Raw genomic sequence first — 25,881 nt, 5'->3', positions numbered from 1 at the left:
CCGTACGCGTATCTCAAGGATGTACTGACGCGATTGCCGACGCAGAAAGCCAGTGAGATCGAGCATCTACTGCCGCATCAATGGATGCCTGGCTGATCTACGCAAGGCGTATTCCCCATACGCTTACGGATGAGGGTTTGATGCTCAGCATGAAGTAGAAGCACAGGTAGAGCGTCGCTAGAAATAATGAAAATAAAGCCACAATGTACGGGGGATGGTCATTTTTGGGTGCAGACATTTTCGCCTCCATAGTGCATAACACCTTTAGAATCCTCGACATAGAGTTCTAACGATGCCCCATAGCGCTTGCGGAGCTTATAGCGCACTGCCGAGGCGTAAAAACCATGGAGATGGAAGTCGCTTTCTATTTTTAGAAAATCGCTGACATCTTTTCTAGTTAAGCGGCGCGCGAGTAACTGTATCGCGCCCTTGTTACCGGTGGCGAAAAGATAGATTTTAATGGAGTCGTCAGGCAGATCCCGGTGCGCCCATCCACTGACAGATATCCAGAATGCTCCTATTTCACAATGTTCAATGCTAGCCCGTAACTCCGGGATATTGCCGGTCTTTGGTGGAAGTCGCTTGCGTATATTTGTATTGTTCGCCAAAAATAGCGTGGCGCCTATGACGAGCGAAAGTCCTAGGGCAATCCCATATGCTAGTGTCCATGGATTAATCGTTTGTTTTTTCGTCAAGGGGGAATACTGTGGCATGTCCAAACCCTCGATTTTTTTTGGGGTGAATGTATTGGTTTAACTTTTATTGAAGACGAGCGTTTTGTTCAATACGTAGAATGCTACCGTATAAGAAATCATCGCAAATATTTGCGCAATTTCTGCATCAAGCCCCATCCACCGATAGCCAGCAAGGAGGATCAGTTGGTTAATGGCAAATGAGATGCTGAACGCAAAAATGAATTTGGGAATTGTGCTTCGATCAGTTGTCGATTGATTGAATACAAATTTTTTATTGAGCACGAAAGCGGCGATCAGGGCAATCACATAACCAATCGCATTCGCATAAGAAGGATTCATATCAAAAAGGCTGACCAGCAGCAGGAATACGCCATAGCCGATGGCCGTGTTGGCGACGCCTGCAAAAATGTATTTAAGCGCTTGCATTCTCAGTGAGTCTTCCTAGTCGGACGGTAATTCTTCGAACAGTTGATTGAAGATTTTCTGTCCTTTGCTTTTATCTGCTTGCGCCTGCAGTAATTTCCAGTAGCCGAGTGTGCTGTCCAGTTGCTCGGTGTTTCTCGGGCCAATGACGATTCCCGACAGCGCAGGGTTCACAAACGAGGCGGCGAGAGCCAATTCGTTAAGTGTTGTCGGTCTTGGTTCGAATTCGTGCGGCGCGTTAATGAATTCCACAAGCTTTTCTGTAAACGCATGGGGAATATTGATGTTGCGCAACTCCATTGAGCTGTTCGTTTTGGTTGCTTCAGTTTTCAGACCGCCCAGGTTGATACCGTAGGCCAGGTATTTCGCATCAGGAAACCAGGCTTCGTAGGCAGTGCGAGCGGCATGGGTCTTGAAGTTTTCCTTGACTTGAATAGCCCATTTTTGCGCCAGCGACGGATTGGCCTTGTAGTAAACCTCTGGATGCCTGATTCCAGAAAGTCCGATACCAAGGCCCTGCCGCTCAAGCCTGGACATGGCCTCTACGGTCTCTGCGATTGTTGCGCCTTGCACATCATCCTCAGAGCGATTATCCCAGTGGATCGAAACGCAGGAAAGTGCCGAGCCGAACTGACCGCTCAGGATGCTGGATGCACGATCAATATCGTCAGGCGCCAAATTAACGTCTGGCGACCCCAGATTATCCGTCGAGCCGATTTTGACCGTCAGTGCCAGTTTAGAGTTGCCGTTGTGCGCGACCCAGTCAGCGATCCAGCGAACAGCCAGACCGAAGTCTTCTTGGCGCTTATTGATGGGATAGTTCGCTGCGGTGTCGACCATTGTGCCGCCACTGAGCAAAAACTGCTCAAGGAGCTGGTAGGCCTGTTCGCGCTCTATACCCCAACCCCACAATGCTGTGCCGAGCACCAACTGCTTATTGTCTGGTGTGAGTTTCGACATATTCATGCTTCACGTTGAGGATTTTTGAGTCGTTGGCGCAGGGAAGCCATCGCCTTTAGGTACTCGATGGTCAGTTTTAGAACCTTCACCTTCGAGTTCGGATCATCGGTCCAAGTGACAGGCAGGTCCATCACGCGGTATTTCAAGTGCTCACCGGTAATCAGCACCTCAGTTGCAAAGAACCACCCGTCACTGTTGGCGCCCGTTTGCATCAGGGGGGTGAGGACGCGTCTCTGGAGAAACTTGAATCCGCACATGCCATCGCTGAACGACGTGCGGAAAATGAGTTTGACGATGAGGTTGAAACCGAAACTGGTAACGTTTCTGAGCGGTTTACGTCCAATGACCTTAGCGCCCTTTGCAAGGCGCGAACCGGTAACAATATCTGCCTTGTTGGCTTTCAGTGCCTCAAGTGCCGGACGCAGGTGGCTCAAGTCGGTGGCCAGGTCGAGATCCATGTAGCCGACAATTTCGGCAGTCGATTGGGACCAAGACGCTTTGAGGGCTCGGCCTACGCCTCGCTCTTCAAGGCGCAGGTATCTTAAATCCGGAAGATTTTTTTCCAGTTCCAGAGCAATTTCTTGAGTTCGATCGGTAGACCCGTTGTCTGCAAGGACGATACGAATAGTGCCAATGTCGCTCAAGTGACTTTGAATATAGTTGTGGGTTTTGTGGACCTGTTCAGCCAGCGTCGACTCTTCATTCAAGATGGGAATAGTAATTTCAATCAACGAATTCATGGTGTTTACTCAGAAGTAGGTGAGGGCCGGCTGGACAGATTTTCAGTATCGAGCTTTTCCAGCACGTCATAAATATTGTCGATTTTTCCGCCGAGGATGGAGTAGCAACCTGGAAGCGTTTCGTGTTTCTCGAACAAAATGGGTCGCCCGTCGTCGCCTTCGTTTTTGCTGAGAATTGTTTTGACTTCGAAAAGTGAATCAACGTATTTGGAATCCATGACTGAAGGCAAGTACCGGCCAATGTCGCGGATCATTCGATCTACACGAGTGTCCCTTTGATAGTTGTCCAGCTTTTGATATGGATCGGAGCCAGGTTCATCGGACCAATGCATATGTGGTGTGTAGCGAACATGCGAGACGGTATGCAAACCGCGTGCTGGAAAGGGCATTACTGAAAAGAATGGCCCATCCATCACGGTGATACCCAGATCGCAAAGTGCGGGCGGCATCTGCATAAGCGCCATTTCAGTGATTTCCTGCTTGAGCGCAGTGCGAGTGCCCGGAAAGTCGCCTCCAAACTGATTCAGGCCACTGTAGGTGCAGTTGAAAACGTATCGAGTGCTGACCTGTTCCTTTTCTTTGCCATCGGCGGCGAGGGTCACGTTCAACGACTGATTCGGGCTGTTGCTTATAGCCACAGCCTGGGTTTGCAGGCGAATATTGACACCGCTTTCCAGCAGCTCCCGTGACGCCCACTTGGCCAGTTGCGTTGAGTCGAACGCATACTCTTCAACCAGATAAACTTCTTCGATCAGGCGCGGTTCGAACAGCGCTCGAAGCGTCGGGCTGGCCAATTCTATCTTTGCGCCGATTTCCCGGTAGAAGCGTTCGAACTGATTGGCCGTGACTTTCGAGTTGCGACGAGCGATTGCGTATAGTTTGGTGAAGTCCTGTTTCACCGCATCAGGCCAGTCCTGAACGAATTTCGGCAGGTTAATCCGGCTTCGGTACGCAGTAGTGAAGCTTCGCGGGTAGTGGTAACCGTTGTGCACGCGTGCCTGATTGTTATATGAGGCACGGCTAAGCAGTGACGACTCACGCTCTATGAGGGTGACTCGCTTCATGCCGCGTTGTTTGGCCAGATAAACCGCGATGGCTGCGCCGTAGAATCCTCCACCGATAATGACCGCGTCCTGCATGTTGGTCGTCGGCATCACACAGCTCGGTCGCAGGCGGATGGACTCGCCTGAGGCGACGCAACTTCCTCGATATTCAGTTTTTCCTGACGGGTGATTCGTGCGCTCGTGAATTCCTGGGCAATATGGTAGAGCGGCCCCTCATTTGAAAGACTGGTCATGTGCAGGATGTATTCACCCAACACCAAAAGCACCAGCGAGATCAGGAAAAACATCCCGGACTGCTGTAAGGAAAGACTGACCCAGCCCGGCGCTATATCGGTTTTAAGGAAGCCGCTACCGACGACATAAAAACAGTAAAACAGATTTGCGACAGCCCCAAACAGTGAAAGTGAAGTGACCAGGCGCATCGGCGCACGAGTCGTCGACACTAATAACAACATACCTCGATCAATACTTTCGCGCAGTCGTTTCCTCTGTGTGACGCGAGGGCTCGAGCTGTAGTTCAGGTTGGCTCGTGCAAAACCGCCTGTCGCCGGCAAGTGGCGATAAGTGACCGACGGCTGAGGATGCTGAAGAATAAAGTTGATTACTCGCTTGCTGAGCACTCGATATTGAGGCGCATCGGTGGCGAGATGAATTCCGTTGAACGATTTATAGACTTTGTTGAAGACGGAGTAAGCGAACTCGTAGGCGAGGCTTTGTGGCGGTTTCTGTTTGTTTTTGGCGAAAACCACGTCTGCACCGCTGACCGCCTTATCGAGCATTTCTGGCAGAAAAGCGATGTCATCAACAAGTGGGTCGATTACGGCGACGAAATCGCCCAAGGCATTTTCCAGACCTGCCCATGAAGCAGTGTCGGCATCGACTTCTTTAGTCAAGGCGTAAACTTGCAAGTTGGGTAAACCGTTTTCGGCAGTCAGACTTTTTAATATCGATATGCTGTCATCGTCTGAAGCGTTGTCGACAACAATTAGTTCATAGTCACTGACGAGTGTAGACATCCGCTCGACTGCGTCTGCCAGGATACTTCCAATATGGTTGGATTGGTTGCGAACTACGAAAACAACCGAAAGAAATACCGGAAAAAACACCATTTAGAGTTCCTCGCGACGTCAGCCGTGGGCTGTCGCCTATAATTTCAAAAAAAAGCGCGTAATCTTAATCTGCACGGTAGGTCTCGTCACCCTTTTCGTTCATGGCTTTTGCACATGATTGTGCAGGAAGCGCTCAGGCAGTACTGCACATTAGCCTGTTGCGATGCATTCGGCGGACACCTCGTCGTGTATCCTTGGATATTTTCATGGCGGGGGCCGTTCCGCTCGCCCCTACAGGCGGGCGATAGAGCGTTAGTTCGTGGCCCTGATTTTTTATTGCCTCGCCCACTGCCTAAAGACGTGGGTAGGTATTGCATATGCCGTTTTACAGTTCGGAGTGATGTACTCAATGATTTTCTGGTGGCTCATGCCCGCAATCTGCATTTTTTCATTCGCATTGACCGCGGGCCTTCGCCGATATGCTCTGGCTCGCAGCATGCTCGACGTACCCAATGATCGCAGTTCCCACACGATTCCTACACCGCGTGGCGGCGGCGTATCGATCGTTGTGACGTTTTTATGTGGTCTGCTGACGATGTGGTTGACGGGTGTAATCGATCTTCATTTTTTTCTCGGTGCTGCCGGTGCGGGCGGGTTGGTAGCTCTGATCGGGTTTATGGATGATCACGGTCATATTGCCGCTCGCTGGCGTCTGCTCGGGCACTTTGGTGCGGCGCTGTGGGTGCTGGGCTGGACCGGCGGGCTGGCACCGGTGGAGGTGTTCGGATTGCGCTTCGATCTTGGCTGGGTCGGCCATTTCTTCGCGCTGTTCTATCTGGTATGGATGTTGAATCTGTACAACTTCATGGATGGGATCGATGGACTGGCGAGTGTGGAAGCAATCAGTGTCTGTGGTGCTGTTTGTGTTCTGTATTGGTCAAGCGGGCAGCCAAGTCTTGTCTGGGCACCTTTGCTGCTGAGCATGGCAGTCCTGGGATTTCTTCTGTGGAATTTTCCACCGGCAAAAATTTTCATGGGGGATGCAGGAAGCGGATTTCTGGGGATGATACTGGGCGTTCTGTCATTGCAGGCAATCTCGATAAATCCGGATTTCCTCTGGGGCTGGCTTGTTTTGCTAGGCGTGTTCATCGTTGATGCCACCTTCACGTTGCTTCGACGTTTGTTGCGCGGCGACAAAGTGTACGAGGCTCATAGAAGTCACGCTTATCAATATGCGTCACGTCGATATGGCCGACATTTGCCGGTGACAGCAGCCGTTGCCTTGATCAATGTGCTGTGGTTATTGCCCATAGCGTTTTACGTAGTAGTCGGTGGGCTGGACGGTGGGGTGGGGCTGATAATTGCGTACCTTCCGTTACTGGTCCTCGCGATGAAGTTTCATGCAGGAGAACTCGAAGTCAAAACCGTTGTCCGGTGATTGATAGACAAAATCGGTTGGGTGTCAAAATATTACGTACAATGAGTGCGGATTTAGCAGGGTAATGCGCAGGTCGGTTGAGGTTTATGGATAAATTACGCGCCTTTTTGTTGGGTTTGCCACGCAGGCAAAAACGACTGATTCAAGTTGCCACAGATGTGTTCCTGGTCTGGGCGTCTCTCTGGCTCGCATTTATCGTCCGCCTCGGCATCGACGATATGTACAACCCGTTAAGGGCGCATTTCTGGCTGTTTGTCAGCGCCCCGATCATCGCAATTCCGCTTTTCATTCGTTTCGGCATGTACCGTGCCGTCATGCGCTACTTTGGTAACGATGCGCTGATTGCCATCGTCAAGGCGGTCAGTCTTTCCTCGCTAATCCTGGCGCTGGTGGTGTATTGGTACAGCAACCATGAGGCAGTGGTCCCGCGCTCCATTATTTTCAACTATTGGTGGCTCAGTCTGGTCATCATTGGCGGATTGCGCCTTTGTATGCGTCAGTACTTCATGGGCGACTGGTTCACGGCCGCGCAACATGTGCCATTCGCCAGTCGCGAAGACGGACTGACCAAGGTCGCCATTTACGGTGCGGGGGTAGCCGGCAATCAATTGGTTGCCGCGTTACGCATGGGACGGGTCATGCGGCCGGTTGCCTTTATCGACGATGACGCCAGTATTGCCGATCGCTCCATCTCTGGCCTTCAGGTGTACAAGCCCAAGCACATCCAGCAAATGATCGACGTTACGGGCGCTCAGGAAATCCTCCTGGCGCTGCCATCGTCGACCCGGGCTCGTCGCCGGGAAATTCTCAATTTGCTTGAAGGGTTTCCGCTGCATGTTCGCAGTGTTCCGAACTTTACCGATCTAGCCAGCGGACGGGTCCGGGTGGAAGACATCCAGGAGGTCGATATTGCCGACTTGCTGGGGCGTGACTCGGTTCCGGCTCAACCTGACCTGCTGGCCCGGTGTATCAAGGGCCGGGTAGTGATGGTGACTGGCGCTGGCGGGTCCATCGGCTCGGAGTTGTGCCGGCAGATTTTTGCCCTGGGTCCGACCACGCTGATTCTGTTCGAACATAGCGAGTTCAATCTCTACAGCATTCTTTCGGAGCTTGAGCAGCGCGGTAATAGGGAGTCGGTATCAGTGCGGCTGTTGCCGATTCTCGGATCAATCCGCCATCAGGATAAACTCCTTGATGTGATGAAAACATGGAAAGTCGAGACTGTTTATCATGCGGCAGCTTACAAACACGTGCCGATGGTAGAGCACAACATTGCCGAGGGCGTGCTGAATAATGTAATTGGTACACTCAACACTGCTCAGGCTGCCCTGCAGTCTGGTGTTTCAAATTTTGTGCTGATTTCTACTGATAAAGCCGTTCGTCCAACAAACATCATGGGCAGTACCAAGCGTCTTGCGGAGTTGACGTTGCAAGCTCTGAGTCGCGAACTTGCCCCAGTTCTGTTCGGTGACAAGGCAAATGTTTCCCGAGTCAATAAAACCCGTTTCACCATGGTTCGTTTCGGTAACGTTTTAGGTTCGTCCGGTTCGGTGATTCCGTTGTTTCACAGCCAGATCAAGTCCGGCGGGCCGCTAACGGTCACTCATCCCAAGATAACCCGCTACTTCATGACCATTCCCGAAGCGGCACAGTTGGTCATTCAGGCAGGTTCTATGGGGCAGGGCGGTGATGTGTTCGTCCTCGACATGGGCGAGCCGGTGAAGATCGTAGAACTGGCAGAGAAAATGATTCATCTCTCGGGGTTGAGTATTCGTTCGGAGCGTAATCCGCAAGGTGACATTTCCATCGAGTTCACCGGCTTGCGTCCTGGCGAAAAGCTCTACGAAGAGTTGCTGATAGGCGACAATGTTGCTGCGACTCCGCATCCGATGATCATGACGGCCAATGAGGATCACCTGGCTTGGGACGTCTTGAAGTCACGGCTGGTTGAGTTGCTCGCGGCCGTCGAAACTGATGACTACTCCCGAGTCCGCCAACTCCTCCGAGAAACCGTCAGCGGCTACACCCCCGACGGCGAGATCGTTGACTGGATCTACCAGCAACGCCGTCTCGAACCCTGATTGTTTCACATTCTGTAACGTACGCATCTTTGACATGTGTTCCTCGTGACCTACTTTTGAGGAGCAGCTTCGGAAAAGCTGCTTTCTCAAATGATGATGGAGCGTCACTTTATGCGTACCGGTTACTTCTACTCGCTGATTTTTGCCCTGCTCACCAGCGCCTCTATTTTGGCGGTTGCCGCGCCGGCTGAAAGGCCGGAAATGCCTAAGACGCCGATCGTGATGGACGCGGCGGTATCTTCCCAGAGCGCAAAAATCGATCTCAATGAAGCCGACTCGGCGACGCTGCAAAAAGAACTTGCGGGAGTCGGCGAGGCCAAGGCCAAGGCGATTGTTGCATATCGCGAAACAAATGGGCCGTTCGCGTCAGTGGATGAGTTGTTGGAAGTGAAGGGGATCGGCAAGGCGATTCTGGATCGCAATCGCGACAAGCTGGAAGTGAACTAAGCTGATTGTTCAACGCCAAGGGGCCGGTCATTGACCGGCCTTTTTGTTTTTCTGTTCGCGGGTTTGGCAGGGAAGGCGAAGGGGGCGCTTGTCGGATAGCAAAAAATTACGGCTATCATATTAGTGTTGGATTATGCCTATAATAATTTCCGTGCGATCTGCATCATCAAGATCCGGATGGCGATCCCTCAAGCATCTCAGGAGTACTGTCATGAATTCTGTAGCAACCCAAGGTACGGCTCTGGTCACTGGCGCTTCGTCCGGTATCGGTGCGATTTACGCTGAGCGGTTGGCAGCGCGCGGGTTCGATTTGTTGTTGGTCGCCCGTGATCTGGAGCGGCTGGAGAGTGCCGCGAGCCAATTGCGCGAGGCGCATGGCGTTCAGGTGGAGGTGATGAAGGCGGATCTGACGCAAAAGGATGATGTGCTCAAACTTGAGCAGCGCCTGCGCAGTGATTCAAGCATCACCCTTTTGGTCAACAATGCTGGTGTTGCTGCCGACGGTCTTTTGGCCAATGCCGATCTGGATAAGCTGGAGCGTTTGATCCAGCTCAATATCACCACGGTCACCCGACTGGCCTCCGCCGCTGCCGCAAGTTTTGCCAAGGCAGGTCGCGGCACGATCATCAACATCGCCTCGGTGGTGGCGTTGTTCCCGGAACGTTTCAACGCCACTTACAGCGCCAGCAAGGCTTACGTGTTGAGCCTGACCCAATCGCTGAATGCCGAACTCGACGGTACCGGGGTCAAGGTGCAAGCGGTACTGCCCGGCGTTACCCGCACGGAAATCTGGGAACGCTCGGGTATTGACGCCAGCGGCATCCCGGCAGAAATGGTGATGGAGGCCGGCGAAATGGTCGATGCCGCGCTGGCAGGTCTGGATCAGGGCGAGCTCATCACCATCCCTTCGTTGCCGGATGCGGGCGAATGGCAGGCGTTTGTGGCCGCGCGTCATGTGATGGCACCGAACCTGTCGCGCAGTTCGGCAGCGAGTCGTTACAAGTAAGCTTTTCTGAATCGGTCAGAGGTACACGCGGTATGAATCAGCGTCGAGTAGTCGTCACGGGCATGGGCCTGGTTTCACCTTTGGGCAGCGGAGTCGAAGTTGTCTGGCAGCGCCTGCTGGCCGGGCGTTCGGGATTGCGCAGCTTGCCAGAAGCGGTTGTCGCTGATTTGCCGGCAAAAATCGGTGGGGCTGTGCCGTCTCTGGAGGATGACGCCGAGGCCGGGTTCGATCCGGATCGCGCCACGCCCCCCAAGGAACAGAAGAAGATGGACCGCTTCATCATGTTCGCCATGGAGGCTGCACGGCAGGCATTGGAGCAGGCCGGTTGGCATCCGGCGGAGGAAAAGGATCAGGAGCGCACCGCGACCATTATCGGTTCCGGTGTCGGCGGATTCGGTGCCATTGCCGACGCGGTACGCACAACCGACAGTCGTGGCCCGCGCCGGCTGTCGCCGTTCACCATTCCTTCCTTTCTGGTCAATCTGGCTGCGGGTCATGTATCGATCCAGCATGGTTTGAAAGGTCCATTGGGCGCTCCGGTGACAGCGTGCGCCGCCGGAGTTCAAGCGATTGGTGACGCCGCTCGATTGATCCGAGCCGGTGAGGCCGATATTGCCGTTTGCGGTGGGGCAGAGGCGGCGATTGATCGGGTCAGCCTTGCGGGTTTCGCAGCGGCGCGGGCGTTGTCCAGTGGCTATAACGACACACCTGAACGCGCCTCACGTCCATTTGATAGCGGTCGTGATGGTTTTGTCATGGGTGAGGGGGCCGGACTGCTGGTGATCGAGTCTCTGGAACACGCCTTGGCTCGCGGTGCGAAACCCTTGGCCGAACTGGTCGGTTACGGCACGACTGCCGATGCTTATCATCTGACGGCCGGGCCTGAAGATGGCAGTGGTGCGCGGAGGGCGATGGCGTTGGCAATGGCTCAGGCTGGCGTCACGCCCGATCAGATCCAGCATCTGAACGCTCACGCTACCTCCACGCCGGTCGGCGATCTAGGCGAGTTGGCAGCAATCAAAGCGCTGTTCGGTGTGCAGAATAAAATCGCCGTGACCTCGACCAAATCCGCCACGGGCCATTTGCTGGGCGCTGCGGGCGGGCTTGAAGCGATCTTCACGCTGTTGGCCATTCGTGATCAAGTGGTACCGCCAACCCTCAACTTCGACAATCCCGATCCTGCCAGCGAAGGGGTCGACATCGTCCATGGTCAGGCGCGCTCGATGCCGATCGAGTATGCATTGTCCAACGGGTTTGGCTTTGGTGGGGTGAATGCGAGCGTGCTGTTCAAACGCTGGCAGGGCTAATGTCGTCGGGAAACCAATGAAAAAGGTGGCTGGACCTCTGCGTCCATCAAACCGGCAGACAGGTTCAGTGCAGAGCTGAAAAACCAACCCCGCCGATTCAGGCGGGGTTTTTCGTTCATCGGTCCTGCGCGTCCTTGATGTCCGCTTCGGCATTGCGCTGCGCAACACGTTTACGCTCTTCATCGGTCAGTTCGACCTTGTTGGCGGTGTCGCGCAACATCATCAATCCGCCAACGATCGAGCCGATTGCAACCACCAGAATCAACCAGGCATACCAAGGCATAACGGCTCTCCTTAAGGGCAGATCGACGGGCGAGGATTTCGCCGTGCGATGCTGCATACCACATTGGAGCGAAGCGACTTCGCAGTGGTTCCATTCTAGGCCTGTTATGCCCGGTGTACCCGAAGTCCCTTAATGCCCGGTCAACATCGCATCGGCCGGTGCGTTGGCCCGCAACTGTCCGGTGAGCAGGAAGTAGCCGAAACTCACCGCCATAAAGCCGAGGAAAATCAGTCCGATCAGCGCGTTGAACCACGCCATGGCCACCAGGCACACCACCGCGAGCACCAGTGCGATCATTGGCACCAGCGGATAGCATGGCGCGCGAAAGGTGCGCTCCAGATTCGGCTCGGATTTACGCAACTTGAACAGGCTAAGCATGCTCATGATGTACATCACGATGGCGCCGAACACGGCCATGGTGATCATCGCCGCCGTGAGGGTCATGCCGCCGAGGTTGATCAGGCCATCGCTGTAGATCGCGGCGATGCCAATGATGCCGCCGACAATGATGGCGCGGTGCGGGGTCTGGAAACGCGACAGTTTGGCTAGTGAAGCAGGCAGATAACCGGCGCGGGCGAGGGCGAAGAACTGGCGCGAATAGCCAAGAATGATCCCGTGGAAACTCGCCACCAACCCGAACAGGCCAATCCACACCAGCATGTGCAGCCAGCCTGAATTGTCGCCGACCACGGCTTTCATCGCTTGCGGCAGCGGATCGTTGATATTCGCCAAAGTGCGCCAGTCACCCACGCCACCCGCGAAGAACATCACGCCCATGGCCAATAACACCAGGGTCAGAATGCCGCTGATGTAGGCCTTGGGAATCGTGCGTTTCGGGTCCTTGGCTTCTTCGGCCGCCATGGCGGCGCCTTCGATGGCGAGGAAGAACCAGATCGCGAACGGGATGGCAGCGAACATGCCGGCAATGGCGGGCGCACCAAACACATCCGAACCGGCCCAGCCATTGAGCGCGAAATTACTGAAGCTGAACGCCGGCGCGACCACGCCCATGAACACCAGCAATTCGGCCACTGCCAGTACACAAACAATCAGCTCGAACGTTGCCGCCAGTTTCACGCCGAGAATGTTCAGGCCCATAAACACAATGTACGCGCCAACCGCCGCGTGTTTCGGATCGAGCGCCGGAAACTGCACATTCAGATAAGCGCCAATCGCCAAGGCGATCGCCGGCGGCGCGAAGACGAATTCGATCAGCGTGGCCAGCCCGGCGATCAGCCCTCCTTTCTCACCGAATGCCCGGCGACTGTAGGCAAACGGTCCGCCCGCGTGAGGGATTGCGGTAGTGAGTTCGGTGAAGCTGAAGATAAAGCAGGTGTACATGGTGGCGACCATGAACGAGGTCACCAGAAAGCCCAGCGTACCGGCCACGCCCCAGCCGTAACTCCAGCCGAAATACTCGCCGGAAATCACCAGCCCGACGGCGATGCCCCACAGGTGCAAGGTGCCCAGCGTGGGTTTGAGTTGTGTGTTCATACGCATGCTCCCTGAACGGTTTGTAAAGCTCGGGGGAGGGTGTGTGCAGTGGGCGTGCCAGTCTTTGAGAACAGGTCGTAATGGGCTGAAAGCTGTCGTATCGGGGATGTTCGCTGCTCGATGGGCGCATTTTTGTGCGCCAGTTGGGTGCGATGGTGGCTGTGCTGCCGTCTTCGTGAGCAAGCCCGCTCCCACAGGGGGACGCGAAGGCGCCGGCCCTGCTGGTGCAAAAACCTCCTGTAACGCCCGCATAAACCCACTCTTTACGCTTTCTTTATGCCCAGCCAACCCCCTCGCTCTCGTTCCTTTACAGCCTCCTTTCCGACAATGCCTGCACACACGGCAATACGCCGTAACACGGAGATCTTCCATGAGCGTTCTGGACGGGGTGTCACTGTTTTTGGCAGTGGGGCTGTTCACTTATCTGTTGGTTGCGCTGTTGCGCGCGGATCGGAACTAGGAGCGGCTATGCACAGTTATGACTATTGGCTGATCCTCGCGTTTTTCGCGGTGGTCTTGCTGCCGGCGCCGTTTCTCGGGCGCTTCTACTACAAAGTGATGGAAGGCCAGCGCACCTGGTTGACGCCGATTCTTGGCCCGGTCGAGCGCGGCTGTTTTCGCGTGGCCGGGGTCGATCCGCAGGCTGAACAGAGCTGGCAGAAGTACGCGCTGGCGCTGCTGGCGTTCAACCTGGCCGGTTTCCTTGTGCTGTTCTCGCTCCTGTTGTTCCAGGATCATCTGCCGCTGAACCCGCAGAACCTGCCGGGCATGGAATGGACGCAAGCGTTCAACACCGCGGTCAGTTTCATGACCAATACCAACTGGCAGTCCTACAGCGGCGAAGCGTCTCTGAGCTACCTGAGTCAGATGGTTGGCCTGACCGTGCAGAACTTCGTCAGCGCCGCGACCGGCCTGGCCGTGCTGGTGGCGCTGTGCCGTGGTATCGGTCGCAAGTCGGCGAAAACCCTCGGCAACTTCTGGGTCGACATGACCCGCGCCACCCTCTACGGCCTGCTGCCGCTGTGCCTGCTGCTGGCACTGTTTCTGGTCTGGCAGGGCGTGCCGCAGACCTTCGCGCATTATGTGAATGCGGTGACGATGCAGGGCGTTGATCAAGTGATCCCGCTCGGCCCGGCCGCCAGCCAGATTGCGATCAAGCAACTGGGCACCAACGGTGGCGGTTTCTTCGGCGTCAACTCGGCGCACCCGTTCGAGAACCCGAGCGCCTGGAGCAATTTGTTCGAGGTGTCTTCGATCATTTTGATTCCGGCAGCGCTGGTCTTTACCTTCGGCCACTACGTCAAAGACCTGCGTCAGAGCCGCGCGATCATCGCCTGCATGCTCGCTCTGTTTCTGATCGGCGGCGCGACTTCGCTGTGGGCCGAGTACCAACCCAATTCGGCGCTGAACAACGTCGCCGTCGAACAGACCGCACCACTGGAAGGCAAGGAAGCGCGCTTTGGCACCACCGCCACGGTGCTGTGGTCGGTAACCACCACCGCCGCGTCGAACGGTTCGGTCAACGGTATGCATGACAGTCTCAACCCGCTCAGCGGCATGGTTGCGCTGGTCAACATGATGGTCGGCGAAGTGATCTTCGGCGGTGTCGGTGCGGGTCTCTACGGCATGTTGCTCAACGTGCTGATCGCGGTGTTCCTCGCCGGCCTGATGATCGGGCGTACGCCGGAATACCTGGGCAAGAAACTCCAGGCGCGCGAAGTGCAGTTGTTGGTGGTCACGTTGCTGGTGATGCCGATTGGCGTGCTCGTGCTCGGTGCGATTGCCGCGAGCCTGCCAGGTCCGGTGGCCGCAGTGACGAACCCGGGGCCACACGGTTTCAGCCAGTTGCTCTACGCCTACACCTCGGCCAGCGCGAACAACGGTTCGGCGTTCGCAGGCTTCGGTGCCAACACCCCGTATCACAACCTGATGCTGGGCTTTGGCATGTTGCTCGGCCGCTTCGGTTACATCCTCCCGGTGCTGGCACTGGCTGGCAGCCTGGCGATGAAGAAGACCGCACCGATTAGCCAGAACAGCTTCCCGACTCATGGCCCGCTGTTCGTGACCCTGTTGACCGTGACCATTTTGCTGGTGGGCGGCCTGACCTTCTTGCCGACCCTCGCATTGGGCCCAATCGCCGAACATTTGAGCATGGCTGCCTTTGGTATAGGGAGCTGAGGAGTCAATGATGAATATGCCCGCAATCAAACCCGTTGCCGTCAAAGCACCGGAACAAGCGAAAACCGCGATCTCGGCCCTGTGGCGCCCGGCGCTGGTGCAAGCTTTCGTCAAGCTCGACCCTCGGCAGTTGGCGCGTTCGCCGGTGATGCTGGTGGTCGAACTGACCGCGATTTTCACCACCGTGCTGTGCTTCATTCCAGACAGTCAGGTGCCGACCTTCGTTGCCGCGCAGATCGCCCTGTGGCTGTGGTTCACCGTGCTGTTCGCCAACTTCGCCGAAGCCTTGGCTGAAGGTCGCGGCAAGGCCCGCGCCGACAGCCTCAAGGCGGGCAGCGAAGGCCTCAGTGCCCGGCGCAAACAGGCCGATGGCAGCTTTCAGGTCGTCCCGGCCACCAGCCTGCGCAAAGGCGATGTGGTGCGCGTCGAAGCCGGGGAGATGATCCCCGGCGACGGCGAAGTCATCGAAGGGATCGCCGCGGTCAACGAAGCGGCAATTACCGGTGAATCGGCCCCGGTGATTCGCGAGTCCGGCGGCGACCGCTCAGCCGTCACCGGCAACACTCGCCTGGTGTCCGACTGGCTGCTGGTAGAGATCACCGCCAACCCCGGTGAATCGACCCTCGACCGTATGATCGCCTTGGTCGAAGGCGCCAAGCGCCAGAAGACGCCGAACGAAGTGGCGTTGGACATCCTGCTGATCGGCCTCACCCTGATCTTCCTGTTGGTGGTGGTGACCCTGCAGCCGTTCGCTCACTTCGCCCACGGCAGCCTGCCACTGGTGTTCCTGGTGGCGCTGCTGGTCACCTTGATTCCGACCACCATCGGCGGTTTGCTCTCGGCCATCGGTATCGCCGGGATGGATCGTCTGGTGCGGTTGAACGTGATCGCCAAGTCCGGCCGTGCAGTCGAAGCGGCAGGTGATGTGCATGTGTTGCTGCTCGACAAGACCGGCACCATCACCTTCGGTAACCGTCGTTGCAGCGCGGTGTATGCAGCGCCAGGCGTCAGTGCTCGCGATCTGGCTGAGGGCGCTTTGTTTGCCTCGCTGGCGGACGAAACCGCCGAAGGCAAGTCCATCGTTGAGTACCTGCGTGGTCTGCATCCGCAGCCTGAGCCGGCCCCGGAAACCCTGACCGCCGTGCCGTTCAGCGCCGAAACCCGCTTGTCCGGTGTCGATTATCAGGGCCGCGTGTATCGCAAAGGTGCGGTCGATTCGCTGCTGAGTTTCCTCGGGCAACCACGCGCCGATCTGGCCCCGGCCCTGTCGCGGGAAATCGACAGGATCGCCCAGAGCGGCGGCACGCCGTTGCTGGTCTGTGTCGACGGCAGGCTGCTTGGCGCGATCCATCTCAAGGACGTGGTCAAGCCGGGCATTCGCGAGCGCTTTTCCGAACTGCGCAAGTTGGGCATTCGCACGGTGATGGTCACCGGTGACAACCCGTTGACCGCTGCGGCCATCGCCGCTGAAGCGGGCGTTGATGACGTGCTCGCCGAAGCCACCCCGGAGAAGAAACTCGCACGTATCCGCCTTGAGCAGAACGACGGTCGTCTGGTCGCGATGTGCGGCGACGGCGCCAACGACGCCCCGGCGCTGGCCCAGGCTGACGTCGGCATGGCGATGAACGACGGCACGCAAGCCGCACGCGAAGCAGCCAACATGGTCGATCTCGACAGCGACCCGACCAAGCTCTTGGACGTGGTGCAGATCGGCAAGGAATTGCTGGTGACACGCGGTGCGCTGACGACCTTTTCCATCGCCAATGACGTGGCCAAGTACTTCGCGATCCTGCCGGCGCTGTTCGCCTCGATCTACCCGCAACTGGGCGTGCTGAACATCATGCACCTGACCAGCCCGCAGAGCGCGATTCTGTCGGCCATTGTGTATAACGCCTTGATCATTGTGGTGCTGATTCCGCTGGCCTTGCGTGGCGTACGCGTGCAGGCGGCGAGTGCGGCGGCGTTGCTGCGGCGCAATCTGTTGATCTATGGATTGGGCGGGATTGTGGTGCCGTTCGTGGCGATCAAAGCCATCGACATGCTGTTGACGGCGCTGCATCTGGTTTGACCCCTTGGCCAGCAGGCAGGCTCCCGCCTGTGCGATGCATTCCCTGTGGGAGCCCGTCCGCTGGCGATGAGGTCAACGTGTTCCACCTGACTTAACGCGGTATCTGCTGTTTGAATTCGAGGAATTTGAAATGTCCACAATGATACGTCCGGCCCTGAGCCTGCTGGTGCTGATGACCCTGGTCACTGGCGTTGCCTATCCACTGGTGGTGACCGGTGTCGCGCACGTTGCGTTCCCCGATCAGGCCAACGGCAGTCTGGTACACGACGCTGAAGGCAAAGTCCGTGGCTCGTCACTGATCGCCCAGGATTTCGTCGGTGATGCCTGGTTCCATCCGCGTCCTTCGGCGGGCGCGTTTGCGACCGTGTCCAGCAGCGCCAGCAACCTCGCGCCGAGCAATCCGGCGCTGGCCACGCGGGTGATCGACGACGCCAACAAACTGCAAGTTCCAGGGCAAGGCCCGGTGCCGCTGGCGCTGCTGACCACCTCCGGCAGCGGCCTCGATCCGCACTTGCCACCGGCGGCAATTGCCTATCAACTGGCGCGTGTCGCGGCAGCCCGCAACCTGCCGGTAGCGACCGTGCAGCAACTGCTCGATGCGCACATCGAACAGCCGCTGGTGGGGCCGCCGGTGGTGAACGTGCTGGAACTGAACATGGCGCTGGAAAAACTCTGAACCGGCGGCGCGGCCCTTCGCGAGCAGGCCACAACTGGCAACACATAAACATCTGACTGAAGAGATCAAGCATGAGCGACTCCGGCCGCGCCGACGCGCTGTTAGCAGACCTGCCCCGCGACGGCCGTGGCCGGCTCAAGGTTTTCCTCGGCGCCGCCCCCGGCGTTGGCAAGACCTACGCCATGCTCCAGGCCGCCCACACCCAACTGCGCCAAGGCGTGAAAGTCATTGCCGGTGTCGTCGAGACCCACGGTCGCGCTGAAACCGAAGCGCTGCTCGGCGGCCTGCCGCAGCAACCGTTGGTGCGCTCGGAATACCGTGGCGTGATGCTCGAAGAAATGGACCTCGATGGCCTGCTTGCGGCCAAACCGAAACTGGTGCTGGTCGATGAACTGGCCCACAGCAACGCCCCCGGCAGCCGTCATACCAAACGCTGGCAAGACATCCAGGAACTGCTCGCCGCCGGCATCGACGTGTTCACCACGGTCAACGTCCAGCATCTGGAAAGCCTTAACGATCAGGTGCGCGGCATCACCGGCGTGCAGGTGCGTGAAACCTTGCCGGACTGGGTGCTGCAAGAGGCCTACGAACTGCTGCTGATCGACTTGCCGCCGCGTGAGTTGCTCGAGCGTCTGCGCGAAGGCAAGGTCTACGTGCCGGAGCAGGCGCGGGCCGCCATCGATGCCTTTTTCACCCAGACCAACCTCACCGCGTTGCGCGAATTGGCCATGCAAACCGCGGCGGCGCAAGTCGATAACGATCTTGCCCAAGGCTATCGCCAACTCGGCCAGGCCGCCCCGGCGGTTCGCGGTCGTTTGCTGGTGGGCGTCGATGGCGATACGCAGGCCGAACGCTTGGTGCGTCACGCCAGTCGGGTCGCGCAACGTCGGCACTTGCCGTGGAGTCTGGTGCACATCGACAACGGCGGTGTGCGCGACGAGCAATCGCGCTTGCGCCTGCAAAGTGCTCAGCAATTGGCCGAACGTCTGGGCGGTGAAGTGGTGTTGCTGCGTGCCGGTGAGGTGGCGAAAACCCTGATCCAGCATGCCGCCGAACGGCGTGCGAGTCTGTTGCTGGTTGGCCAGTCCCGCCCGCGTCTGCGTCGTCGTTTATTCGGGGGAGGGCTGGCCGCACGGTTGTTGCGTCAGGCCCCTGGCCTGGAAATCAACGTCCTCGACAGCGATCAGCAACAGCATCAACCACGCTTGCGATCAGCGCCGACATGGGTCTGGTTCGACTATGCGCTGGCGCTGTTGGCGACGGTGTTGGCCAGTGCCTTGGCGTGGGCGGTGTCGAGTGTGTTGGCGCTGCCGAACATCTCGCTGGTGTTCCTCGCGGCGGTGTTGTTGGTGGCGGTGCGCAGCAGCCTTGGCCCGGCGCTGGCCTGTGCGGCGCTGTCGTTTCTGACCTATGACTTTCTATTCATACCGCCGAATTTCTCTTTCAGTATTCAGCGTGAAGAAGACGTGCTGACGTTGCTGTTCTTCCTGCTGATGGCGGCGCTCACCGGCAACCTCGCGGCGCGTCAGCGTCGACAGTTGCAGGCGTTGCGCGACACGCAGGAAGAGACCAGCGAGCTGCTCGACCTGTCGCGCAAACTGACCGCCGCCACCGATCGCCAAGCGGTGGTTAACGCCGCCGCGCAGCACCTCAATGGCTGGAGCGATTTGCAACTGTGCCTGCTCAATCGCGACGGGCAGGGCGTCTGGACAGTCGAAACCGGCGCCCCGCTCGAATTGACCGAGTCCGAACGCGCTGCCGCCGATTGGGCCTGGCAGCACGATCAACCGGCCGGCATGGGCACCGGCACCCTGCCGCTCGGGCGTTGGTGGTGGTGGCCGCTTTCCGTCGAGGACGGCCCCTTGGCGTTGCTCGGTGTCTGTGCCAAAGAAGGCCAAACGTTGAGCGGGCAGCGGCGGCGCTTGCTGACGGCGTTGAGTCAACCGCTGGCGCAAGCGTTGGCCCGGGCGCAATTGGCCGATGATCTTGAAGCGGCGCGCTTGCACGGCGAAACCGAACAATTGCGCAGCGCCTTGCTGGCCTCGGTGTCCCACGACCTGCGCACGCCGCTGACGTCCATGCGCGGCAGCATCGACAGCCTGCTGGCGCTGGGCGAAGCGATCCCGCTGGAGGATCGCCGCGAGTTGCTCGAAGGCACCCGCGATGAAGCCGAACGTCTCGACCGCTACATCCAGAACCTGCTGGACATGACGCGTCTGGGCCACGGTGCGTTGAAACTGGCGCGGGACTGGGTGTCGCCGGCCGACATCGTCGGCAGTTCGCTCAATCGTCTGCGCGCCGTGCTGGCGCCGTTGCAGGTCAGCACCGATGTGCCGTCCGAGTTGCCGCTGCTGTTTGTGCATGCCGCGCTGATCGAGCAGGCACTGGTCAATGTGCTGGAAAACGCCGCACGGTTCTCGCCAAGCCACGGTCGCTTGCAACTGAGTGCGGGAGCGAATGACGACGAGATTTTCTTCTCGGTCAGCGATGAAGGGCCGGGTATTCCCGAAGACGAGCGGGCGAAGATTTTCGACATGTTCTACACCGCCGCCCGCGGTGATCGGGGCGGGCAGGGCACCGGTCTGGGGTTGGCGATTTGTCAGGGCATGGTCGGCGCTCATGGCGGGCGCATCAGCGTTGCCGACGGTATCGACGGACGCGGCACCTGCATCACCTTGCACCTGCCGTTGCAGACGCAACCGGGGATGGACAGTGAAGCCTGAATCCGACTGCGCTACTCTCTTGCCAATCCTTTGTGTTGATGTGAATTCATGAGCCAGACCGCGACCATTTTGGTCATCGACGACGAACCGCAGATCCGCAAATTCCTGCGCATCAGCCTGGCTTCCCAAGGCTACAAAGTGCTGGAGGCCGGCACCGGCGCCGAGGGGTTGGCGCAGGCGGCGCTGAACAAACCCGATCTGCTGGTGCTCGACCTCGGCCTGCCGGACATGGACGGCCAGCAAGTGCTGTGCGAGTTTCGTGAGTGGGCGACGACGCCGGTGCTGGTGCTGTCGGTGCGCGCCAGTGAAGGGCAGAAAGTCCAGGCGCTGGATGGTGGCGCCAATGACTACGTGACCAAGCCGTTCGGCATTCAGGAGTTTCTCGCCCGGGTGCGTGCATTGTTGCGTCAGGCGCCAGCGGGAGAGGTGCAGCAGGCCGCGCTGAGTTTCGGCCCGCTGACGGTGGATCTGGCCTACCGGCGCGTATTGCTCGACGGCGTCGAAGTGGCGCTGACCCGCAAGGAATACGCGGTGCTGGCGCAACTGGCGCGGCATCCGGGGCGGGTGATCACCCAGCAGCAATTGCTCAAGGACATCTGGGGGCCGACGCATACCGAGGACAGTCATTATCTGCGGATTGTCGTTGGGCATTTACGCCAGAAACTGGCAGATGATCCGACGCGGCCGCGGTTTATTGTGACGGAGGCGGGGGTGGGTTATCGGTTGCTGGAGCCGGAGGGCTCAATTGCTAGTGAAGGTTGCTGAGTAAAAGCTGAGCGTATTCTCCCCTATGCCATTCATCGGGACTGTCATTTCTATCAGGTGCCAATTGTCCATTGCCGGTTGTAGGTTCTTCTTGTCGAACTCGCCACACTCAAACAGTGTGCGAATCGGTGATGAACTCAACCAGCGTAAAGCGGAGCACCTATGGACGGCCTAAAAAATTTTGAAATGGATGTATCTGATGCTTTCATAACAGGATCAGCTCACTCTTTGCAGGCTCATTCTGGTTTGATGCCTCAAGCATCTCCGGATACGATTTTTCAGCGCAAGCCTACCGGCGGCAAAGAACCGTACACCTACAAGGTTAGCGATCCACGCATTGCACATGTTGATGATCAGGGGCTTGTCACCGCACTCAGTTCGGGTCAGGTCAGAGTGACGGCTTCAGATGCGACAGGGCAGGAGAAAAGCTACGTATTGAGCATTCCTAACGGTTATCGCTATTTCTCTTTTGGCGCGGGGCGATTGAGCAACTTACAAAGCGATGCGAACCGCGAAAGAGTCAGGTTGGCAGATATTTATGAGTTGAGGGTTCTTTATCAGCGCTTTGGCTATGCGTGGCCGTTGAACGATGGACAGTTCTGGTCGACGACGGGATCTGCTGATACGCCAGAGCCTGCGCCTCCATATCCCATTGAAACGGGGAACAATGTGTACACGAAAAACATGAAAACCGGTGTCGAGCAGACAAATGACACGGGTCATGTTTTTGATTCCCTGGGCAGAAACCTGTAACGGTTTGCTTTCGGTGAGTGAACGCTGTTCAGGGAGCTGGTAACCAGGCCCCTGAACCATGCATTGCAGCTGCGTCGGTGCGCTCATCCCTGCTCGCTGTCATATCGATCCAGCGTATCCCGAGCAATTTCTCTGCCCAGTGCGATCAACTCCGGCGCTTTGTAGAACTCGAAAAACCGGCAAACCCGCTTCGGTACGTTGATCAGGATATCCGGTGGGTACCCGGCGATCTTGTACTGCGCCAGCGAGGTCTGCATCACCTCGAAGCTCTGGTTGATCAAGTCCAGCAATGATGCCGGTCCGACGTTATCGATGATGAACGAGCCAGTTGCGGATTTCGGTGCGCCTTCGCGTTCGGGCGCGGCAGCGGGTTGTTGGGCTTCGGGTTCGGCACCTTCGAGCCACGGATTGATGTCCGCCGCTTCGGCCCTCAGGGCTTCCTGTTCCAGGCGCAGTAATTGTTCGGCCTGGGTGCGACGGAACGGCATCTTCGAACCCAGCGAACTGATCAAACTGTCGAAGCGCGAGCGAAACGCCGGCGGACGCTGGATCACCGGCAGTTTGTAATGCCCCTGGTTGGTCGAGTTGAGATTGACCGCGATGATCAGATCACAGTGGCTGGACACCACCGGCACGATCGGCAGCGGATTGAGAATCCCGCCATCCACCAGCATGCGGTTGCCCTGCATCACTGGAGTGAACAGGCTGGGAATCGCCGCTGAGGCGCGCATGGCCTGGTGCAGGCAGCCTTCCTGGAACCAGATTTCCTGTTGATTGGTGAGGTCGGCGGCGACGGCGGTGTAGGGGATGCGCAGGTCTTCGATGTTGATTTCGCCGACGATCTTGCGGATCTGGCCGAAGACTTTCTCGCCACGAATCGCTCCCAGGCGAAAACTCACATCCACGAGCCGCAGCACGTCGAGGTAATCCAGCCTTTCGATCCAGTTGCGATATTCGTCGAGTTTGCCGGCGGCGTAGATACCGCCGACCACGGCCCCCATCGAACATCCAGCAATGCAGGCGATTTCGTAGCCGCGCTTTTCGATTTCTTCAATGACGCCGATATGGGCATAGCCCCGGGCACCACCGGAGCCCAGCACGAGTGCGACACGCTTTTTCATCAAACTTCCTCCCGACAAGGGGCCACAATGCACTTATCGAGCGGGCGGCTCAATCGCCAGGGTCGTTCAGGGCGCCGGGAGCGTCGTTTTTTGCGGCGGCGTGTTCCTCTGGCGCTATTCTCTTTACCCGCGCGGTTTCATATGCAGGTCAGGCACTTTTTCGCGGCCTGACCGTCTTAACTGCACGACTGTTGACCTAACCTTGAGGTGTGAGTGATGAAAGCCTGGATCTGTGTGCCGTTGATTGCATTGGCATTGGCATTGGCATTGGCCGGTTGCGCCGGTAAAACCGCTTACCGCGACAGTTGCGGCAGCCAACTCGACACCGCTTGGCATGAGCTGGACCTGGCCAAGGCTGAAGGCTTTGCCGGTACCGTCAGTTATTCCAAAGCCTTGTCGCTCCTGACAGCCGCCAAGACCCAGCAACAATTCGAGGGTTTCGAGGGTTGCAGCAAGAAAGCCGAGAAGGCGCGTTTCTATATTCGCGAATCCCGTGCCGGACGCTAAGCTGCTGACATAGCGCAGGGAGGCGGTTTTGCCATGTCGGCAGACGCTTCCCCCGAGCCATTTGAATCAGGAGCAAGTGATGTCAGCGTTGGTTGACCGGTTGGTGGCCCATGTTCTGAGCCTGGAAGTGCGACTGCTGGCCTGTCAGGCGCGGTTGACTGCCCGGACCGACCCCGAGGCGTTGCACGATTTGCGCACGACGGTGCGCCGCTTGCGCAGTCTGTTGCGGCCCTTGCGTGGCTTGCCGGGTGTGGAGCAACTTGAGGGCGCCGCTTCGGCCGTCGGTCAATTGACCACGCCGTGGCGTGACCGTGAGGTGCTGGCGGCGTACTTGCTCCAGCACGATCAACCCGAAGCCGCGCAACGGCGCATGGCAAAGATGGCCGAGGCCTATCCGACGCTGGCGGCGAGCAGCGAGGTGGCTTCGCTGTTGATGATTCTCGACGCGTTCCCGCGTTTTCTGCGTGCGTCCCAGCGTCAGGGGTTGCTCAAGGGGCTGGAAAAACGCATCGAAAAACGCCTCGGCAAGCAATGGAAAAAACTCGATGAGGCGCTGCACGATCCGGCCCACGACCGTCATCGCCTGCGCTTGCTGATCAAGCGTGTGCGTTATGGCATCGAGGCCTACCCTGAACTGGACCGTTTGCCGCAAGCGGCGCTGGCGCGCTTGAAGTCGGCGCAAGGCGCCTTGGGCGATTGGCACGATTGCTGGCAGTGGCTGGCAAAAGCCGAACAGGAAGCGGATCTGCAGCCCTGCGTCGCGACGTGGCGGGCGACCATGATCAAAGCCGAGAGCAAGGCCGATCGCGTACTCGAAAAACTCAGTTCAACCTGCTTCAAATAATCCTCAAACCTGCCTGCATCCACTGTCACTGTGTGGGCGCGCTTCATCCTGTCCGAGATGTCAGTCTATTTGACCGGAATAGACGCTGCGGCGCTCTGCCTGGCTGGTTAAGATCCCTGCATTCACTTTTCGTTTTCTGAGGTTGCCATGCGCTTTTGCGATTTGCTCGAAGCGGTCCGCCGCGAACCGGAACTGACCATCCCTGCCGAATGGGCACAGGGCCGCGCCAGTTTCGGTGGCCTGGTGGCTGCGCTGCAATACGAAGCCATGCGCGCGAAGGTGCCTGCCGATCGCCCGGTGCGTTCGCTGGCGATCACGTTTGTCGGTCCGGTCGAGCCCGAAGTCCCGGTGACTTTTCAAGTCGATGTGCTGCGTGAAGGCAAAGCCGTCAGCCAGGTGTTGGGCCGGGCCATGCAGAACGGTCAGGTGGTGACGCTGGTGCAAGGCAGCTTCGGCGCCTCGCGAGCGTCGGAAGTGGCCGTGCCAGCCCTTCCTGCCCCCGAGATGAAGCCTTTGGACGACTGCCAGGAACTGCCTTACATCAAAGGTGTGACCCCTGAGTTCATGCGCCACCTGGCGATGCGCTGGAGTGTCGGTGGCCTGCCATTCACGGGCAATACATCGCGAGACATGGGCGGTTGGGTAAGTTTGCGTGGCGATGTGAAGGACGAACCTGTCACTGAATCGCACATTCTGGCGCTGGTGGACGCGTGGCCGCCGTCATTGTTACCGCACCTGAAGAAAGTGGCGGCGGGCAGTACGCTGACCTGGACCGTCGAATTCGTGCAGCCGTTGCGCGATGTAAGCACGCTGGACTGGTGCAAATATCGGGTGGAAACCGAGTACGCCGCCGACGGTTACGGGCATGCCGCCGCCAAGCTCTGGAGTGCTGAAGGGGAACTGATCGCGATGAGCCGCCAGACCGTCACGATTTTTGCCTGAAGCCCGCAACGCGGGCTTACGCCTCCAGGTTGTGGTGACGGCGCTGCAAACCCAGTGCCGCAACGACGCCAATCACGCCAATGGCCACGCTGGCCAGGCTCAAGCTGAACACCCCGGACACGATCAAAAGAAACGCAACGATAAACAAAGGTACGGCAATCAGTTGCAGCGCCTGGTGGGTCGATTGCTGCTGATTGGTCGGGTACACGCGCCATTGCCACGCGGGAAGGTTGGGATGACGTTTGCCCATGTTGACTACTCCTCGATCCATGTTGAACACATGGGTTGAAGCATAGGCCGGAGTGGGAAGGTCGGCG

At 57.8% G+C, this 25,881-nt stretch carries 25 protein-coding genes and 1 pseudogene; 16 read left to right on the top strand and 10 right to left on the bottom strand.

Features of this window, described 5'->3' with window-relative positions; translation table 11 throughout:
- Positions 1-96 (top strand): transposase domain-containing protein (locus tag AACY11_RS19220; RefSeq protein ID WP_339495501.1); only part of this gene is annotated, 96 nt, incomplete at its 5' end.
- Between the two features lie 122 nt (positions 97-218).
- Here AACY11_RS19220 and AACY11_RS19215 read toward each other — a convergent pair.
- The 6 genes from AACY11_RS19215 to AACY11_RS19190 are packed head-to-tail and all read right to left on the bottom strand — an operon-like array spanning position 219 to position 4,991.
- On the bottom strand, positions 219-713 hold the full coding sequence (locus AACY11_RS19215) for a hypothetical protein (protein ID WP_339495529.1): 495 nt from the start codon (positions 711-713) through the stop codon (positions 219-221).
- A gap of 39 nt (positions 714-752) precedes the next feature.
- Entirely contained in the window at positions 753-1,121 is a 369-nt protein-coding gene (locus AACY11_RS19210; RefSeq protein ID WP_339495528.1) for a GtrA family protein, read from the bottom strand.
- Between the two features lie 15 nt (positions 1,122-1,136).
- On the bottom strand, positions 1,137-2,084 hold the full coding sequence (locus AACY11_RS19205; protein WP_339495527.1) for an aldo/keto reductase: 948 nt from the start codon (positions 2,082-2,084) through the stop codon (positions 1,137-1,139).
- Positions 2,081-2,818, bottom strand: a complete 738-nt coding sequence (locus AACY11_RS19200; protein ID WP_339495526.1) for a glycosyltransferase — start codon at positions 2,816-2,818, stop codon at positions 2,081-2,083. The genes AACY11_RS19205 and AACY11_RS19200 overlap by 4 nt, the downstream gene beginning before the upstream one ends.
- Positions 2,819-2,823: 5 nt before the next feature.
- Complete coding sequence (locus AACY11_RS19195; protein ID WP_339495525.1) at positions 2,824-3,972, bottom strand: NAD(P)/FAD-dependent oxidoreductase; 1,149 nt, start codon at positions 3,970-3,972, stop codon at positions 2,824-2,826.
- Positions 3,972-4,991, bottom strand: a complete 1,020-nt coding sequence (locus tag AACY11_RS19190; protein WP_339495524.1) for a glycosyltransferase — start codon at positions 4,989-4,991, stop codon at positions 3,972-3,974. Before AACY11_RS19190 ends, AACY11_RS19195 begins: the two co-directional genes overlap by 1 nt.
- 349 nt (positions 4,992-5,340) lie before the next feature.
- Between AACY11_RS19190 and AACY11_RS19185 the strand changes: the two genes are divergently transcribed.
- The 5 genes from AACY11_RS19185 (at position 5,341) to fabF (ending at position 11,210) form a co-directional block, all read left to right on the top strand.
- Positions 5,341-6,369 (top strand): MraY family glycosyltransferase, encoded by a 1,029-nt coding sequence (locus tag AACY11_RS19185; RefSeq protein WP_339495530.1) that lies wholly within the window; start codon positions 5,341-5,343, stop codon positions 6,367-6,369.
- An 86-nt stretch (positions 6,370-6,455) separates the two neighbouring features.
- Positions 6,456-8,450 carry a polysaccharide biosynthesis protein gene (locus tag AACY11_RS19180; RefSeq protein ID WP_339495523.1) on the top strand — a complete coding sequence of 665 codons (1,995 nt, stop codon included), beginning with the start codon at positions 6,456-6,458 and terminating at the stop codon, positions 8,448-8,450.
- Positions 8,451-8,561: 111 nt separating this feature from the next.
- Positions 8,562-8,897, top strand: a complete 336-nt coding sequence (locus AACY11_RS19175) for a ComEA family DNA-binding protein (RefSeq protein WP_339495522.1) — start codon at positions 8,562-8,564, stop codon at positions 8,895-8,897.
- A gap of 211 nt (positions 8,898-9,108) precedes the next feature.
- Complete coding sequence (locus tag AACY11_RS19170) at positions 9,109-9,903, top strand: SDR family NAD(P)-dependent oxidoreductase (RefSeq protein ID WP_339495521.1); 795 nt, start codon at positions 9,109-9,111, stop codon at positions 9,901-9,903.
- Positions 9,904-9,935: 32 nt separating this feature from the next.
- A complete protein-coding gene (gene fabF, locus AACY11_RS19165; RefSeq protein ID WP_339431163.1) occupies positions 9,936-11,210 on the top strand; it encodes a beta-ketoacyl-ACP synthase II in 1,275 nt (424 codons plus the stop codon).
- A 115-nt stretch (positions 11,211-11,325) separates the two neighbouring features.
- On the opposite strand, the gene AACY11_RS19160 is transcribed toward fabF, so the two are convergent.
- Together AACY11_RS19160 and eat are read right to left on the bottom strand one after the other, a co-directional pair.
- Positions 11,326-11,493, bottom strand: coding sequence for a DUF2897 family protein (locus tag AACY11_RS19160; protein ID WP_003226857.1), 168 nt, complete (start codon positions 11,491-11,493; stop codon positions 11,326-11,328).
- 129 nt (positions 11,494-11,622) lie between these two features.
- Positions 11,623-12,987 (bottom strand): ethanolamine permease, encoded by a 1,365-nt coding sequence (gene eat / locus AACY11_RS19155; protein WP_339495520.1) that lies wholly within the window; start codon positions 12,985-12,987, stop codon positions 11,623-11,625.
- Positions 12,988-13,357: 370 nt separating this feature from the next.
- On the opposite strand from eat, the gene kdpF reads away from it, so the two are divergent.
- The 7 genes from kdpF (at position 13,358) to AACY11_RS19120 (ending at position 22,150) form a co-directional block, all read left to right on the top strand.
- A complete protein-coding gene (gene kdpF, locus AACY11_RS19150; RefSeq protein ID WP_221729235.1) occupies positions 13,358-13,447 on the top strand; it encodes a K(+)-transporting ATPase subunit F in 90 nt (29 codons plus the stop codon).
- A gap of 8 nt (positions 13,448-13,455) precedes the next feature.
- Entirely contained in the window at positions 13,456-15,165 is a 1,710-nt protein-coding gene (kdpA, locus tag AACY11_RS19145) for a potassium-transporting ATPase subunit KdpA (protein WP_339495519.1), read from the top strand.
- A gap of 10 nt (positions 15,166-15,175) precedes the next feature.
- Entirely contained in the window at positions 15,176-17,233 is a 2,058-nt protein-coding gene (kdpB, locus tag AACY11_RS19140; protein WP_339495518.1) for a potassium-transporting ATPase subunit KdpB, read from the top strand.
- Positions 17,234-17,363: 130 nt separating this feature from the next.
- Complete coding sequence (gene kdpC / locus AACY11_RS19135) at positions 17,364-17,909, top strand: potassium-transporting ATPase subunit KdpC (protein WP_339495517.1); 546 nt, start codon at positions 17,364-17,366, stop codon at positions 17,907-17,909.
- A gap of 71 nt (positions 17,910-17,980) precedes the next feature.
- Positions 17,981-20,632: a sensor histidine kinase KdpD gene (locus AACY11_RS19130; protein WP_339431168.1), complete on the top strand. Its 2,652-nt coding sequence runs from the start codon at positions 17,981-17,983 to the stop codon at positions 20,630-20,632.
- Positions 20,633-20,680: 48 nt separating this feature from the next.
- Positions 20,681-21,397, top strand: coding sequence for a response regulator (locus tag AACY11_RS19125; protein WP_339431169.1), 717 nt, complete (start codon positions 20,681-20,683; stop codon positions 21,395-21,397).
- A gap of 162 nt (positions 21,398-21,559) precedes the next feature.
- Entirely contained in the window at positions 21,560-22,150 is a 591-nt protein-coding gene (locus AACY11_RS19120) for an Ig-like domain-containing protein (protein ID WP_339495516.1), read from the top strand.
- A gap of 83 nt (positions 22,151-22,233) precedes the next feature.
- Here the strand turns inward: AACY11_RS19120 and AACY11_RS19115 are convergent, their stop codons facing one another.
- On the bottom strand, positions 22,234-23,271 hold the full coding sequence (locus AACY11_RS19115) for a patatin-like phospholipase family protein (protein WP_339431171.1): 1,038 nt from the start codon (positions 23,269-23,271) through the stop codon (positions 22,234-22,236).
- Between the two features lie 216 nt (positions 23,272-23,487).
- Here AACY11_RS19115 and AACY11_RS19110 point away from each other — a divergent pair, with 216 nt between their 5' ends.
- From AACY11_RS19110 to AACY11_RS19100, 3 genes are all read left to right on the top strand, one after another.
- Positions 23,488-23,778: a hypothetical protein gene (locus AACY11_RS19110; protein ID WP_339464812.1), complete on the top strand. Its 291-nt coding sequence runs from the start codon at positions 23,488-23,490 to the stop codon at positions 23,776-23,778.
- Positions 23,779-23,857: 79 nt separating this feature from the next.
- On the top strand, positions 23,858-24,622 hold the full coding sequence (locus tag AACY11_RS19105) for a CHAD domain-containing protein (RefSeq protein ID WP_339431172.1): 765 nt from the start codon (positions 23,858-23,860) through the stop codon (positions 24,620-24,622).
- Positions 24,623-24,769: 147 nt separating this feature from the next.
- Entirely contained in the window at positions 24,770-25,564 is a 795-nt protein-coding gene (locus AACY11_RS19100; protein ID WP_339495515.1) for an acyl-CoA thioesterase, read from the top strand.
- A 19-nt stretch (positions 25,565-25,583) separates the two neighbouring features.
- On the opposite strand, the pseudogene AACY11_RS19095 reads toward AACY11_RS19100, so the two are convergent.
- A pseudogene (locus tag AACY11_RS19095) lies at positions 25,584-25,814 on the bottom strand (terminase); the annotation flags it as partial.
- Positions 25,815-25,881: the final 67 nt, after the last annotated feature.

The organism is Pseudomonas sp. RA_105y_Pfl2_P56, assembly GCF_963970845.1.
Taxonomy (GTDB): domain Bacteria; phylum Pseudomonadota; class Gammaproteobacteria; order Pseudomonadales; family Pseudomonadaceae; genus Aquipseudomonas; species Aquipseudomonas baetica_A.
Note: the sequence above shows the minus strand (reverse complement) of the source record. Positions and strands in the feature narration are given on the sequence as shown.